Origin of the sequence: Nonomuraea sp. NPDC048901 (assembly GCF_040649695.1) — a bacterium.
GTDB lineage: Bacteria > Actinomycetota > Actinomycetes > Streptosporangiales > Streptosporangiaceae > Nonomuraea.
Genome location: NZ_JBEZFW010000005.1, coordinates 614,411 through 628,799 on the forward strand (window position 1 = coordinate 614,411; position 14,389 = coordinate 628,799).

The following is a 14,389-nucleotide window of genomic DNA, read 5'->3' on the forward strand; positions in this document are numbered from 1 at the left end:
GCGCTGTCAGGCGAGTTCGTAGGTCCAGCCGGAGGCGAGGGAAGAAGAGATGGAAACCTGGCCACCGGAGCGGGTGATGGTGAACACCTGGTCGGTGACCGTGAGGGTGGTCTCGCCGTCCGGTCCCGGGTACACGCGGAGGGTCAGGCCGTCGAGGTAGTCGTAGTCCGGCCGGTCGTCCCTGGCCCCGATGGGCAGGACGGCGCCTTCGCGTACGTAGATCGGCATCGAGGTGAAGCCGTGCGTCTCGGTGCGCCAGCGTCCGCCCTCGACGCGCTCGCCCGTCAGATGGTTCGTCCACGTGCCGTCCGGTAGGTAGACCTCGACCGTACCGTCTGGGCTGAAGACCGGCGCGATGAGCAGGTCGGGGCCCAGCATGTACTGGGTGTCGAGGTGGGTGACGTTGCGGTCCTCGGGGAACTCCATCGCCATCGGCCGCATGACGGGCGTCCCGCTCTCGTGGGCCTGGAGGCCCACCTGGAACAGGTACGGCATCAGGCGGAGCTTGAGTTTCGTGAACAGCCGGGTCACCTCGACCGCCTCCTCGTCGAAGGCCCAGGGCACGCGGTAGGAGGAGGAGCCGTGGAGCCGCGAGTGGGAGGACATCAGCCCGAAGGCTACCCAGCGCTTGAAGACGCCGGGATCCGGGGTGCCCTCGAAGCCGCCGATGTCGTGGCTCCAGAAGGAGAAGCCGGAGAAGGCGAGCGACAGGCCGCCGCGCAGGGTCTCCGCCATGGACTCATAGCTCGACCCCGTGTCGCCGCCCCAGTGGACCGGCAGCCGCTGGCCGCCGGCGGTCGCCGATCGCGCGAACAGCACCGCCTCGCCCCGGCCGCGCTGTTCCTCCAGCACCTCGAACACGGCCGTGTTGTAGAGGTGGGTGTAGAGGTTGTGCATCCGTTCGGGCGTGGACCCGTCGAAATAGGCGACGTCGAGCGGGATGCGCTCTCCGAAGTCGGTTTTGAAAGCGTCGACTCCCTGCTTTTGAAGTGCGCGCAGCTTGGACTGGAACCACCGGGTCGCGTCGGGATTGGTGAAGTCGACCAGCCCCATGCCGGGCTGCCACAGGTCCCACTGCCAGACCGACCCGTCGGGACGCTTCAGCAGGAAGCCCCGCTCGGCGGCCTCGGCGAACAGCGGCGAGCGCTGGGCGATGTAGGGGTTGATCCACACGCAGACGCGCAGGTCCTTCGCGCGCAGGCGGGCGAGCATGCCCTCGGGGTCGGGGAAGACGCGCGGATCCCACGCGAAGTCGCACCAGTTGAACTCGCGCATCCAGAAGCAGTCGAAGTGGAAGACCGACAGCGGCAGGTCGCGCTCGGCCATGCCGTCGATGAAGGACGTCACCGTCCGCTCGTCGTAGTCGGTGGTGAACGAGGTCGACAGCCACAGGCCGTAGGACCACGCGGGCAGGTGGGCCGGACGGCCGGTGAGCGCGGTGTAGCGTTCGAGGATCCGCTTGGGCGTCGGCCCGTAGATCACGAAATACTCGAGGCTCTCTCCCGCGACCGAGAACTGCGCGCGCTGCACCGCCTCCGACCCGATCTCGTACGAGACATGCCCGGGATGGTTGACGAAGACGCCGTATCCGCGGTTGGTCAGGTAGAACGGCACATTCTTGTACGCCTGCTCGGAGGAGGTCCCGCCGTCGGCGTTCCAGATCTCCACGGTCTGGCCGTTCTTGACCAGCGGCCCGAAGCGTTCGCCCAGCCCGTACACCACCTCGCCCACGCCGAGCGAGAGCTGCTGGGCGAGGTGGACGGAGGAGCGGGCGGCGCCGACCGGCGCCGAATCGACGTGCGCGTCCTCGGCGAGCCGGAAGTAGCCGATGGACTTGTGGCCGCTGGCGGTCAGCGGGCGTCCGTCACCGTGAAAGGACAGGTTCCACGGGGCTCCGGGCGCGATGGTCGCGCTCAGCGCCCCACTGGTGAGCGTCGCCCCGTTCGTGTCGTCCGCTTTGACGACGCCGTGGCCGTCCTCGGCGCCGGGCAGCTCGAAGCCGCGTTCCTCGCCGCCTCCCACGTGGTGGTCGACGCGTACGCGGATCACGTCCGGCAGCGGTGACGACAGGGTCAGCGAGAGCACCGGCCGGTTGAGCGTGTCGCCCCTGCGGTGGATGACGGTGGTGGGCGCGGTCACCGTGACCGTCCCGTCCTCCGCCCAGATGTCGTGAGCCTCGGCGGCGTACAGCGCGGTGACGCCGGGACGCAACTGCCAGAGACCGTCGGTGAACTTCATTAGTGGATCATCCCTTCAATCCGCCGGCCAGCAGGTCGGCGCGCCAGAAGCGCTGCAGGACCAGGACCAGAATGATCAGCGGGATGACGGACACGGCCGAGCCCATGATGACCAGCGAGTACAGGTCGCCGTCGCCCGCGCCCTTGCCCATGAACGTGTACAGGCCGAGGGTGATGGGGTATTTGTCCTGGTCGGAGAGCATGATGAAGGGCAGCAGGAAGTTGTTCCAGATGCCGACGAACTGCAGCAGGAACACCGTCACCAGCCCCTGCGTCATCATGGGCAGCACGATGCCGCCGAAGATACGGAACTCGCCGGCGCCGTCCAGACGGGCCGCTTCCAGCGTGCTCTGGGGGACCGCCGCGTTGGCGAAGACCCGGCACAGGAAGATGCCGAACGGGTTGATGATCACTGGCAGGAGTACGGACCAGTAGGTCCCGGCCAGGCCGACGGCCGCCATGAGCAGATACTGCGGAACGGCCAGCACGATGCCGGGCACCAGCACACCGGCGAGGATCACCGAGAACAGGACCTGGCTGCCCCGGAAGCGGAACTTGGCCAGGGCATAACCGGCCATGGCCGACACCAGCGTGGACAGGACCGCGCCGAGCCCGGCGTACAGCAGGGAGTTGAGCCCCCACTGCCAGAACTGGCCGCCCCCGTAGGCGCTCAGGTTGGCGAGGTTGTCGAAGAACCCGCTGCCGGGGGCGAAGGAGAAGGTGGTGAACAACTCGCGCGAGGTCTTCGAGGCGGCGGCGACCACCCAGACCACGGGGGCCAGACAGTAGAGCGCGCCGAGCAGCAGCACGATCAGCGCCAGCCGTGGCCGCCGCGCCGCACCCGCGCGGCGCCTGCGGAACTGGCGATCACCGGTGCGGCTCTGGAGGGCGGCGCTCATGCGTTGTCCCCGAAGGTACGGCGCTGGAAGAAGCGCAGCAGCAACATGGACAGGACCAGGATGCCCACGGCCAGGACGACGGAGGCGGCGGCGGCCCCGCCGAGATTGTCGTTCATGAACGCCTCTTGATAGATCTTCATCAGCGGCACCCAGGTGGAGCTGATGGTGGTCGACATCGGCCGCAGCGTGGCCGGCTCGCTGTACAACTGCAGGGTGCCGATCACGGAGAACAGGCCGGTGAGCACGAGCGCGGGCGCCACCAGGGGGATCTTGATGCGCCAGGCGATCTGCAGCTCGCCGGCCCCGTCGATGCGGGCCGCCTCGTAGATGGAGGTGGGGATGGCGCGCAGCGACGTGAAGATGATGATCATGTTGAAGCCGACGCCGGACCACAGCGCGATGTTGGCCAGGGAGAAGTACAAGGTGGGAAAGCTGAAGAAGTCCAGCGGCCCGGCGTGCAACTGCTTGGCGAGGTAGTTGAGCGGGCTGGTGCTGGGCAGGTAGAGGAAGCCCCACAGGAGGCTGGCGATGACGCCGGGCACCGCGTACGGAAGGAAGATCGCGGTACGCGTGAAGCCGCGCGCCCGCACCCTGGGGGTGTCCAGCAGCAGCGCGAACAGCAGCGCCAGGCCCAGCACGCTGGGAATGGAGATGAGGCCGTAGAGCAGCACCCGGCCGAGCCCGGCGACGTATTCGGGATCGGTGAGCGCGGCGAGATAGTTGTCGAAGCCGACGAAAGTCTGCACCCGCCGCCCGAACGCGCCGCCGCCGTCGATGCGGAAGCCGCGGAAGCTCAGGTAGATCGCGTAACCGATCGGGATGATCAGAAACAGGGTGAACAACACGATCGCGGGCGTGGCGAACAGCCACGGGGTGGCGGCGCCGCGGAAGCGGAGGCGCGAGCGCCGGCCAGCGGGGTTGGCGGGCATGAGACATCCAGGATGGGGTCGGACCGAGGGCCCCGACGGGCCCTCGGCGTCTTACTTGGTGACGGTGTAGCCGGACTTCTCCAGGTCGGCGACGACTGCCTGCTGCGTGGCCTTGTATACCTCGCGGAAGGAGCTCTTGTTGAGCGCGGCCTTGTTGAGCGCGTCTCCGAACGCGGTCTGCGACACGTTCACGTTGGGTCCCCAGGTCACCGGGATGGTGGTGTTCTTGATCACCTGGTCGGCGACCTGGTAGAAGTCCTTCTGCTGCGGCATCAGCTTGGGCGGCTCGTGGCTCAGGGTCGCCTGGCGGCCGGCGTTGCCGCCGGGGTAGATGTCGAGGGAGAGCTGCAGCTTGGAGCCCTCGTCGGAGGCGCCGAGCCAGGCGGCGAAGGCCGCGGCCTCCTTGGCGTGCTTGGACTTGGCCGGCACCAGGAAGGCGGAGCCGCCCAGAAACGGGACGGCGGGGTCGCCGGCCGTCCACTGCGGCAGCGGCGCGGACTCCCACTTGCCGGCGGTGTCGGGCGCCACCGAGTGGATCACGTTGGGGGCCCAGGCGGCGGCGGCCCAGCTCAGCAGCTTGCCGTCGTTGACCTGAGCGTTCCATTCCGGCGTGAGCAGCGGCTCGACCTTGACCAGGTCCCGCTTCACGAGGTCCTCCCAGAAGTCGGCGGTCTTCAGCGACGGCTCGCTGTCGATGCCGACCTTCCACGCCTTGCCGTCGTTGCTCCACCATTGGGCGCTGGCCTGGGCGGCCTGCGCGGCGAAGAACTCCAGCTGGGCGGCGGAGAAGCTGGCGATGTAGGCCTCGGGGTTCTTCTTGTGGATCTGCTCGGCCGCCTTGGCGTACTCGGCCCAGGTGGTGGGGACCTTGGCGCCGTACTTGTCGAACAGGTCCTTGCGGTAGGTGAACATCATCGGCCCGATGTCCTGGGGCACGCCGTAGACCTGGTTGTTGAAGGTGGTCAGGGCCCAGATGTTGGGCTCGATGCCGGACTTGACGCCGGCCACGTCGGCGGTGACGTCCTTGACGGCCCCGGCCACCACCAGGGCGGGCAGGCCGCGGTACTCCACCTGCACCACGTCGGGGGTGTCGCCGGCCTGGTCGGCGGCCAGCAGCTTGGAGGCGGTGTCGGCGGTTCCGCCTACCTCTGACAGCTTGACGGTGACGTTCGGGTTCTCCTGGTGGTACTTGTCGATGATCGCCTTGGCCCGCGGATCGTTGCCCTTGAGGTTCCAGGTCCAGACCTGGAGCGTGACCGGGCCCTTGGCGGCCTCGGTGCCCGAGGTGCCCGAGGAGGGCGTGTCGCCGGACGAGCAGGCGGCCACGGTCGCCGTCAGGGCGACCGCGAGCGCGGCGGCCATCGTCCAGCGACGGCGCGGTCGGGGGGTCGGTGGGGTCATCACGGTCTCCTCGGACGGGTGGTGCACCACGGCGGAATGCCGGGTCGTGCGTTGGGAACTAACCTGATGTTAACGTTGTCATCCTGTCAACCCCCCTGCTCGTAACAGAGCCGACACAGCTTCGGAGTCCACCCCCGTGCCCACCTTCCGCAACCCGGTTCTGCCCGGCTGCTATCCGGACCCGTCGATCTGCCGGGCCGGTGAGGACTTCTACCTGGTCACCTCATCATTCGCCTATTTCCCGGGCATTCCCCTGTTCCACAGCCGGGACCTGGTGAGCTGGCGGCAGCTCACGCACGTGCTCGACCGGCCGAGCCCGCTGTCGCTGGAGGGCCTGGACGTCTCCGACGGGATCTGGGCGCCGACCATCCGCCACCACGACGGCACCTTCTACGTGGTCTCCACCATGGCCAGAAACCGGCAGGGCAGCGTCACCTTCGTCGTCACCGCCGACGACCCGGCCGGGCCGTGGTCGGACCCGGTGCCGCTGGAGGCCGAGGGCATCGATCCGTCGCTGTTCTTCGACGACGACGGCCGGTGCTGGTTCACCGCCTGCCGGGACGCCCGCCAGCCGACCGGCGGCGGCCCCGGCGAGCTGTGGATGCGCGAGCTCGACCTCGACCGGCTCAAGCTCGTCGGCCCGACCCACGTGCTGTGGCACGGCGCGGTACGCGGGGCGTGGGTGGAGGCACCCCACCTGTACAAGCGTGACGGCGTGTACTACCTGATCGCCGCCGAAGGCGGGACCGAGAGCAACCACAGCGTCACCGCGGCCCGCTCGAGTGCCATCACCGGCCCGTACGTCACCGATCCGCGCAGCCCGTTGCTGACCCACCGGCACCGCGGCTCGGCCGAGCCCGTCCAGAACGTCGGCCACGTCGACCTGGTGGACACCCCCGACGGCGAGACCTGGGCCGTGGCGCTCGGGGTCCGGCCGATCGAGGGGACGCACACGCTGGGCCGCGAGGTGTTCCTGGTGCCCGTCGCCTGGGGTGCTCATGGGCCGGTCTTCGCGCCGGAGGCGGGGGGCGTGCGGCTGTCGGAACGGCTGCCGTCGATCGCCACCGCAGGGCTGGGCGATGGTGCCTCTGCGGGATCGGGCGATGGCGCTTCTGCCGGGCTGGGCGATTGTGCCGCTGTGGTGGCGGGCCGGGTGCGTTTCGACGCGCCGGTGCTGGGCTTGGAGTGGAACAGCCTCCGGGGACCCGTCGACGACCGCGTCAGACCCTCGGCCGACGGGGGCGGTCTCGGCCTCGTCCTCGCCGCCGAGTCGCTCGCCTCCACCGGCGTGCCCACCTTCCTGGGGCGGCGCCAGCAGCATGTCCGCTTCGACGCGCGGACACACATCAGCTTCTCCGCGGCGCATCCGGCGGAAGAGGCCGGACTCGCCGTCTTCCAGAACCAGGACCACCACGCCACACTCGCCCTCACCGTGGACGATGGCGGGCGGTCTCAGGTGGTGCTGACCGTACGCCAGGCCGGTACGAGCACCCGCCTGGCGTCCCTACCGGTGGCGACGGGCGACGTGGTGCTGGCGGTCGAGGGAGACGAGGCCCGCTACGCCTTTCGCCTCAGGGAACCTGACACCGGGCAGTGGATCAGCCTGGGCGACGTCGAGCGATCCTGCCTGAGCACCGAGCGGGCGGGCGGGTTCGTCGGGGTGTACCTCGGCCTGTACGCGACCAGCAACGGCCGCTCCGCCAGCGGACGGGCGTACGCCCACTGGTTCGACTACCAGCCCCACGCCGAGCAGACCAGCGTGCCCCGGACGACGGGTTAGTCAGCGCGGCGGCCGGGGCGGCGCTGTGCTGCGCCGGACCACCAGCTCGGGGGCGATCCGCTCGGAGGAGGCCGGCTCGCCCTTCATCATGCGCAGCACCTGCTGGATGGACCGCTCGCCGAGACCGACGAAATCCTGGCGGACCGTGGTGAGCGCGGGCACCAGGTACGCCGCGCCGGCGATGTCGTCGAATCCGACGAGCGAGATGTCGTCGGGCACCTTGACGCCGAGTTCGGCGAAGGCGGCCAGCACCCCCATGGCCACCTGGTCGTTGCCGGCGAAGATCGCCGTCGGTAGCTCGCCCGTACTGCGGGTGACGAGGTAGTGGGCCAGCCGGTAGCCGCTGTTGCCGGTGAAGTCGCCCTCGAGCAGCTCGCCGTGCGCGTCCGGCGTCTCGGCCAGCGCGGCCCGCCAGCCCTCGACGCGTTCGCGGGCGTCGAAGGTGCGCAGCGCGCCGGTCAGATGAACGATGCGGCGATGCCCGAGCTCCAGCAGGTGGCGTACGGCGAGCCGCGCGCCGAGCTCCTGGTCGAGCTCGACGAAGCCGACATCCGGGTTGGGCACGTTGCCGGACATGATCACCGACATGGGCACGCCGGTGACGATGTCGGCCAGGGCGTCCATCACCATGGGCCGGTCGGCGATGACCGCGATGGCCTCCACCGCCTGGTCGGTGAGCCGCTGCAGCGTCTCGGTCAGGTCCTTGGTGGTGCCGCCCTGCCAGGCGGCCAGGTTGAGCCAGTATCCGGCCCGCTGCGCCGCGGCCTGTACGCCACGCAGGACGCGGGGCAGCTCGTACAGCTCGGCCCCGGCGAGGACCACGCCGATCGTCGAGGACCGGCGGCTCTTGAGCGCGCGGGCCACACTGTTACGGCGATAGCCGAGCTTCTCGATGGCGGCCTCGACCCGGGCCCGGGTCTCCGGCCGGACCGACGGGTGATCGTTCAGGACACGGGACACGGTGACGTGCGACACGCCGGCTTCGCGTGCCACATCCACCATGCCTGGTGCCCGGTTCATGTCCCTCACTCAGCTTCCACCACGACGCCCTGGCCTGCCCGGTGTCAGGTCGATCGTGTCACACCCGCCGCGCACTCCGGCCGGGCGAACGCGCACGCGAAGGTCGATGGTGTCACACCCGCCCCGTACTCCGGCCGGAGAAGGAATGGCGACCACGCGAAGCCGGGCTTGACGCTGCGTCCCCGGCCCGCCGTATCAAGGCGCGTAGACCGCGTCAGCCCTGACCGCCGCGCGCGGTTACGGCGCCGACCACAGCGTGCTGAGGCTCTCCGGGGGCTACGACGCCGACCACAGTGTGCCGATGATCTGCTGGAGGATCTCCGGGGTCGCTCCGGCCGGCTGCGCGTAGACGCTCAGCTGGTTCAGCAGATGGCGGTACGGCCGGACGTCGGCGTCCCTGGTGAGGTACTGGGTGTCGGCGGTCTGTTCCAGATGGACCACGTCAGGCAGGTCCGCCTCGGCGAAGCGCAGGACGGTGAAGGGTTCCACCCCCTTGCCGTGCACGAAGGGCAGCACCTGGAGGGTGACGTGCGGCAGCTTGACCATCTCGTGGAGATGCTCCATCTGGGCGCGCATCGTCACGCTGTCGCCGACCTGACGGCGCAGCACCGACTCATCCATGACGACCCATAACGTACGGGGCGTGGGTGGCAGCAGAAGTCGCTGGCGGTGCATCCGCAGGGCGACCCGGCGCTCGATCAGCTCGGCGTCGCCGCCTTCGTGGCTCTGCGCGATGACGGCTCGGGCATAGTCCTTGGTCTGGAGCAGGGCCGGGACGTGCTGGTCCTCGTAGGTGCGGATGATCGTGGCGTCCTGCTCCAGCCCGAGAAACGCCTCGAACTCGTCGGGAATCACGTCTCGGTAGTCCTGCCACCGGCCAGGAGCATTGGCCTGTACGGCCAGCGCCAGCACGATCTGGCGTTCGTCCTCGTCGACGCCGTAGAGGCTGAGCAGGTCGGCCACATCGCCGAGCGGGAGACCGATCCGTCCGCCTTCCAAGTTGGTGATCTTGGACGCTGGGCAGCCGATGGCGGACCCCGCCTCACTGCGGGTGATTCCGCGGGACTCGCGCAGCCGCCGCAGACGTACGCCGACCAGCATCCGCAAGGCCGTCGGCCCGGAACGCTGCCCTGCGTCGCCTGAGATTTCCGTCGAGTCGCCACTGCCCCGAGGAGTCGGCATTTATGCTCCCAATTCGGCAAATCGCCACGCCGCGATCGTCATCATCTTGTCACATGAGACAGCTGAGACACCATATTTCCTGTCGGTCCCATCCGGCTGCTCCTTCTTCACCGTGCACTTGTTCGGTTCCATCATCGCTGAGGGTGGCCGACCTCGCCCGGACTTGGGGAACTGCCCCGCCACTTCATGCGGAAATATCCAACTTTATCGTCCTTCGCGGTATAGCGCGGGTAAAGCGCGGCCACTAGGTTTCAGTAACCACGGAGGCGACATTAGAGGAGGGTTTCGTGACGGACGAATCGCCTGTAGGGGGCTCGCCGATTCACCGGCATATCGACACATCTGTCCCGCACGCTGCGCGGATGTGGAACTATTGGCTCGGCGGCAAGGACCACTATCCGGTCGACCGCCAGGCCGGTGATGCGTTCAGCAAAGAGTTCCCGGAAATCGTGAGGATCGCTCAACTGTCTCGGCATCTGCTGGCCCGCATCGTCCGCTATCTGGTCCAGGAGCAGGGGATACGTCAGTTTCTCGATATCGGCACCGGGCTGCCCACCGTGGATAACACCCACGAACTCGCCCAGCAGGCCGACCCGACCAGCCGCGTGGTTTATGTGGACAACGATCCGCTCGTGCTGGTGCACGCCCAGGCCCTGCTCGTGGGCACTCGCGAAGGCGCCACCGACTACATCGAAGCGGACTTACGCGACCCGGACGCGATCTTGGCTGGTGCCTCCAGGACCCTGGACTTCAGCCGGCCGGTCGCGCTCATGCTGATGGGCATCATGGGCTATGTACGTGACGACGAGGGACCGACGGAGATCGTGACGAGGCTGATGGAGCGCCTGGCCCCCGGCAGCTACCTGGCGTTGTGGGACGGCGTCAACCTCGTCACCGGCCAGGCGTTGGACCAGGCCCAGGAGAACTACAACGAGGGCGGCGGCGTGCCCTACAACCTGCGCGACGAAGGGCAGATCACCGCCTTCTTCGACGGCATGGACCTCGTGGCGCCCGGCGTGGTGTCGTTGCCGCAGTGGCGTCCCGACCCCGACCCGTTCCAGGACTCCACGGAGCGGGTGGACGCGTTGTGCGGGGTGGCGCGCAAGCGATAAGCCCGCCGATGACGCCCGCACGAGACCCTCGCCTGAGCCCGCCTATGACGCGCGCACGAGACCCTCGCCTGATCCCGCCGATGACGCGCGCACGAGACCCTCGTCAAGCCCGCCTATGACACCCGCGCAAGCCCCTCGTCGGCCGAACATCAACCTCGCGGTCCTGCGGAATCCCGCCTTCCGGCTGCTCGCCTCGGCGCAGCTCGGCTTCGTGCTGGGCGAGCAGGTTCTGGCGATCGCCGTCACCGTCTCCGTGCTCAATGCCGGGGGTGACGCGTCCGCGGTCGGCTCCGTGCTCGCCGCCAAGGGCATCGCGTCATTGTGCCTGCTCCTGGTGGGCGGCGTCTGGTCCGATCGCCTCCCCCGGCGGCGGATTCTGATGATCATGCTCGCCGTGGACGCCGTCGCGGCGCTCGTCCCGGTCTTCGTCCTCGGCCAGCGTCTGTCCGCCTGGTTACTGGCCGCCGTTCTCTTCGCCGTCGGCGCGGCGGAGTCGTTCATCCGGCCCGCCTTCAACGCGATGCTGGCGGGCACGCTGACGGAAGACCAGCGCGTGTCCGGCCGCGCCCTCGTCAACATCTGTACGCGCCTGGGCGTCATCGCCGGGCCCGTGGTCGGCACCCAACTGGCGAGCGGTGGCGAGGCGCTCCCGTTCGTGCTGGCCGGGGTCGTCTTCGCGGGCGGGGCGGCCGTGTTCCGCCGGGTGCCGGAACCACCGTGGACGCCGGTGCCACGCCGCTCGCTGCTGGGTGAGGCGCTGCTGGGGTTCGCCGAGGCGGGGCGCCGGCCGTGGTTGTCGGCCCTGCTCCTGTTCTCGCCCGTCAGCCTGATGTTCGTGATCGCCCCGAGCCAGGTGCTCCTGCCGCTGATGAGCCGGGAGACCTTCGGGTCGTACGCGGCGTACGGCACGGCGCTCGCCTTCTACGGTGCCGGCGGTCTGATCAGCAGCGTCACGATGATGGCCTGGGAACCGCGGCGGCCGGGCGTCGTGGCCATGTGGTCGATGTCCCTGTACGCGCTGGTCCCGCTGGCGCTCCTCTTCGCCCCCTCCGCCTGGGTGCTCTTCTTCTGCTACCTCGTGGCCGGCTTCGGTGTCGAGACGTACGCCCTCACCTGGGACGTCGCGATGTACCGGGAGGTGCCCGACCAGCTGATCGGGCGGATCACCTCGCTGGCGTGGCTCAGCACGTTCGGCCTCATGCCCTTCGGCCAGGCGCTGACCGGGCCGCTGACGAACCTCATGGGCGACCACGCCGTCCTCTTGGGCGCTGCTGGGTTGGTGCTGGTGATACCGCCATGCCTGCTCCTCGTCCGGGGGATGGCCGAGATGGGCGGCACCCGTACGCCGACGAAGGACGGATGAGCGCTCAGAGGGCCTCCGCCGCGGGATCGGTCCGGTACGCGCACCAAAGCGTGATGTCATAGCCGATGCCCAGCACGGCGCCGACGATGAGGGGCGCGCCCAGCGCCACCAGGGTGCCCGTGAGCAGGGCCGTGGCGGCGAGCGGGCTGACGGACACGGCGATGCTCCGCGCCAGGCTGGTCATGCTGGCCGCGGTCGTCCGATAGGCAGGGGGTACGACGGCGGCGGTGAAGGCCTGCCTGGCCGGTACGTCGATCTTGGAGACCGTCTGGCGGAGCAGCAGCAGCGCGACCGCGCCACCCAGGGTCGGGGCGAACGGGATGCCGGCCAGCAGCAGGTTGGCGGCCAGGTGGGGGAGCAGCATGGCGGTCAGCAGCCCGCGCCGGGCGGCCAGCAGGGGCGCGGTGAGCTGGGCGAGGGCCGGGAGCAGGTTGGCGGCGAAGCACACCAGGCCGAGCTGCGCGGTGGTGGCCCCGTAGCGGTGGGCGAACCACCAGGCCAGGACGGCCTGGACGGCCATCCCGCCGGAGAAGGCGTCGAGGGCGAACAGCGCGGCCAGGCGGCGGACCGGTCCGGGCACTCGTAGCCGGGGCCCGGTCTGGCACTTCTCAATAGACGCGGCCTCGGCGTCCGGTGTGAGGTGCCAGAACAGCAGTACGGTGCCGCCCGCGAGCAGCGCGTACACCGCGAAGGCGGCGTCGGCGGCCGACACCCACGGCTGGAACGACAGCGCGGCGGCGGCCAGCCCGCCCAGGGCGCCGGCCGCCATGGCGGTGACGTTGTAGCAGGTGAAGACGAGGGTGTGCCGGACCGGGGCGCAGGTCTGGGCGAGGATGGACTGCTCCACCCCGGAGAACGGGGTGTTGTCGTTGGTGGACGGCGAGATCGTGCCGATGAAGGCGGCGGCGAGCAGGACGGGATAGGACTCACTGACCGCGAACGCCAGACCGGCGACGGCCATCAGGCAGCCGCAGGCGATCAGCGTGCGCCGGCGTCCCCAGCGGTCGGCGAACAGGCCGAGCACCAGGCTGGCCAGCACCGAGCCGGCGGCGGCCACGGTCAGGAGCAGGCCGGTCTGCCAGGGTTCGGCGCCGTCCTGGGCGAGCAGTTCGGCCAGGAGCACGCTGGTACATCCGTAGCCGAACGTTCGCAGCGCTCGGGCGGCCATGACGAGCCGCCCGTTGCGCCCTACTTCGACCAGAAAAGGGGTCCTGACCTGCTTGTTCGTCATGCGGCATCATCGCGCGGGCGGCCGTGCGGACGCGCGGCAACGCCTATAGATCTTCCTGCGCCGGGGCCGATCATCGGAACACGCCGGTGTGGCCGAGGGAGTGGCGTCCGGGCTGGGGGTAGATGCACAGCCCGTGCGGGCCCCGGCCGACCTTGATCTTGTGGAGCAGCTTTCCGGTCCTGGTGGACAGGACGTAGACGACGCCGTCGTACCTTCCGGACAGCCAGAGCTGCTTGCCGTCCGCCGACACCCCGCCCATGTCGGGCGAGCCGCCGCCTGGGATCCGCCACCGTTCGACCACCTCACGGGTGGCGAACGAGACGACGGAGACCGTCCCCTCGCCCCTGTTGGAGACGTAGAGCCGCCGCGAGTCCCTGCTGACGTACAGGCCGTGCGCCCCCGCGCCGGTGCGCAGGAAGCCCACCCGCCGGAACGTGGTGGCGTTGATGATCCACACACCGCCCGCCATCATGTCGGCGACGTAGAAGAGCCGGCCGTCGGAGGACAGCTTGACGTCCTGCGGCATGTTCGCCGACCCCACACCGATCACCTTCTTCACACGGGGGCGCTCCCAGTCGATGGCGACGATCTGGCCGGAGAACTCGCAGCTGGCCAGGAAGGCCGATCCGTCGGCGGTGAAGTCGCCGTGGTTGATGCCCCTGCAGGGCATGTCGAGGGAACGGATCAGGCGCATCGTGTGCGGGTCGCGGAAGTCGAGGCGGTTGTTGCGTTCGGCCATGACCAGCGCGTACGAGCCGTCGGGGGTGAAGTACAGGTTGTACGGATCGTCCACGGGCACCGGCTTGCCGGGGCGGCCCGTGACCGGGTTGATGGGGACGAGCCGGTTGCCCTGATTCTCGTTGATCCACAGCGTCTTCAGGTCCCAGGAGGGCACGACGTGCTGCGGCAGGGCGCCGACCCGGAAGCGGCGCACGACCCGGTAGGTCCGCGGATCGATGACGTCCACCGTGTCCGACTCGCTGTTGGGGACGTACACGCGAGGGGTCATCTTCTCCACCCGCGGGCTCAGCATCCCCGGCCGGTCGTGGGCGTAGACGTCGGTCACGCGTGCGGCTACCGGCGCGTGCCGGTGCGGTCGCGGCTTCAGCGGCTTCAGCTGCTTCGGTAGTGGCGCGGCGGCGTGGTCCGCAACCATGGGAGCGGGGGGCGAACCGCAGGAAGCGGCGGCGACGGCGACCGCTCCCAGCATGATCGTCATCCTCGGCAGTCGCATG

11 protein-coding genes are annotated in these 14,389 nt (G+C 69.3%); 3 read left to right on the forward strand and 8 right to left on the reverse strand.

From position 1 onward, the window contains the following. Positions 1-6: 6 nt before the first annotated feature. The 4 genes from yicI to AB0C30_RS20480 are packed head-to-tail and all read right to left on the reverse strand — an operon-like array spanning position 7 to position 5,466. Positions 7-2,238, reverse strand: coding sequence for an alpha-xylosidase (gene yicI, locus AB0C30_RS20465; RefSeq protein WP_357945946.1), 2,232 nt, complete (start codon positions 2,236-2,238; stop codon positions 7-9). Positions 2,239-2,245: 7 nt separating this feature from the next. Then, positions 2,246-3,136 (reverse strand): carbohydrate ABC transporter permease, encoded by an 891-nt coding sequence (locus AB0C30_RS20470; protein ID WP_357945949.1) that lies wholly within the window; start codon positions 3,134-3,136, stop codon positions 2,246-2,248. Then, entirely contained in the window at positions 3,133-4,065 is a 933-nt protein-coding gene (locus AB0C30_RS20475; RefSeq protein ID WP_357945952.1) for a sugar ABC transporter permease, read from the reverse strand. Before AB0C30_RS20475 ends, AB0C30_RS20470 begins: the two co-directional genes overlap by 4 nt. 51 nt (positions 4,066-4,116) lie before the next feature. Continuing rightward, positions 4,117-5,466, reverse strand: a complete 1,350-nt coding sequence (locus AB0C30_RS20480) for an extracellular solute-binding protein (RefSeq protein WP_357945955.1) — start codon at positions 5,464-5,466, stop codon at positions 4,117-4,119. 136 nt (positions 5,467-5,602) lie between these two features. On the opposite strand from AB0C30_RS20480, the gene AB0C30_RS20485 reads away from it, so the two are divergent. Beyond that, on the forward strand, positions 5,603-7,246 hold the full coding sequence (locus AB0C30_RS20485; RefSeq protein WP_357945957.1) for a glycoside hydrolase family 43 protein: 1,644 nt from the start codon (positions 5,603-5,605) through the stop codon (positions 7,244-7,246). Here AB0C30_RS20485 and AB0C30_RS20490 read toward each other — a convergent pair whose 3' ends face one another. Beyond that, on the reverse strand, positions 7,247-8,266 hold the full coding sequence (locus tag AB0C30_RS20490; protein WP_357945959.1) for a LacI family DNA-binding transcriptional regulator: 1,020 nt from the start codon (positions 8,264-8,266) through the stop codon (positions 7,247-7,249). 276 nt (positions 8,267-8,542) lie between these two features. Further along, the gene (locus AB0C30_RS20495; protein WP_357945962.1) at positions 8,543-9,448 is read right to left on the reverse strand and encodes a helix-turn-helix transcriptional regulator; all 906 of its coding nucleotides are present in this window, start codon (positions 9,446-9,448) and stop codon (positions 8,543-8,545) included. 287 nt (positions 9,449-9,735) lie between these two features. On the opposite strand from AB0C30_RS20495, the gene AB0C30_RS20500 reads away from it, so the two are divergent. Both AB0C30_RS20500 and AB0C30_RS20505 read left to right on the forward strand, forming a co-directional pair. Then, on the forward strand, positions 9,736-10,560 hold the full coding sequence (locus AB0C30_RS20500; RefSeq protein ID WP_357945965.1) for an SAM-dependent methyltransferase: 825 nt from the start codon (positions 9,736-9,738) through the stop codon (positions 10,558-10,560). Between the two features lie 115 nt (positions 10,561-10,675). Continuing rightward, positions 10,676-11,923 carry an MFS transporter gene (locus AB0C30_RS20505; RefSeq protein ID WP_357945968.1) on the forward strand — a complete coding sequence of 416 codons (1,248 nt, stop codon included), beginning with the start codon at positions 10,676-10,678 and terminating at the stop codon, positions 11,921-11,923. A 4-nt stretch (positions 11,924-11,927) separates the two neighbouring features. Here the strand turns inward: AB0C30_RS20505 and AB0C30_RS20510 are convergent, their stop codons facing one another. Together AB0C30_RS20510 and AB0C30_RS20515 are read right to left on the reverse strand one after the other, a co-directional pair. Continuing rightward, on the reverse strand, positions 11,928-13,154 hold the full coding sequence (locus AB0C30_RS20510) for an MFS transporter (protein ID WP_357945971.1): 1,227 nt from the start codon (positions 13,152-13,154) through the stop codon (positions 11,928-11,930). 70 nt (positions 13,155-13,224) lie between these two features. After that, entirely contained in the window at positions 13,225-14,388 is a 1,164-nt protein-coding gene (locus tag AB0C30_RS20515) for a YncE family protein (protein WP_357945974.1), read from the reverse strand. Position 14,389: the final 1 nt, after the last annotated feature.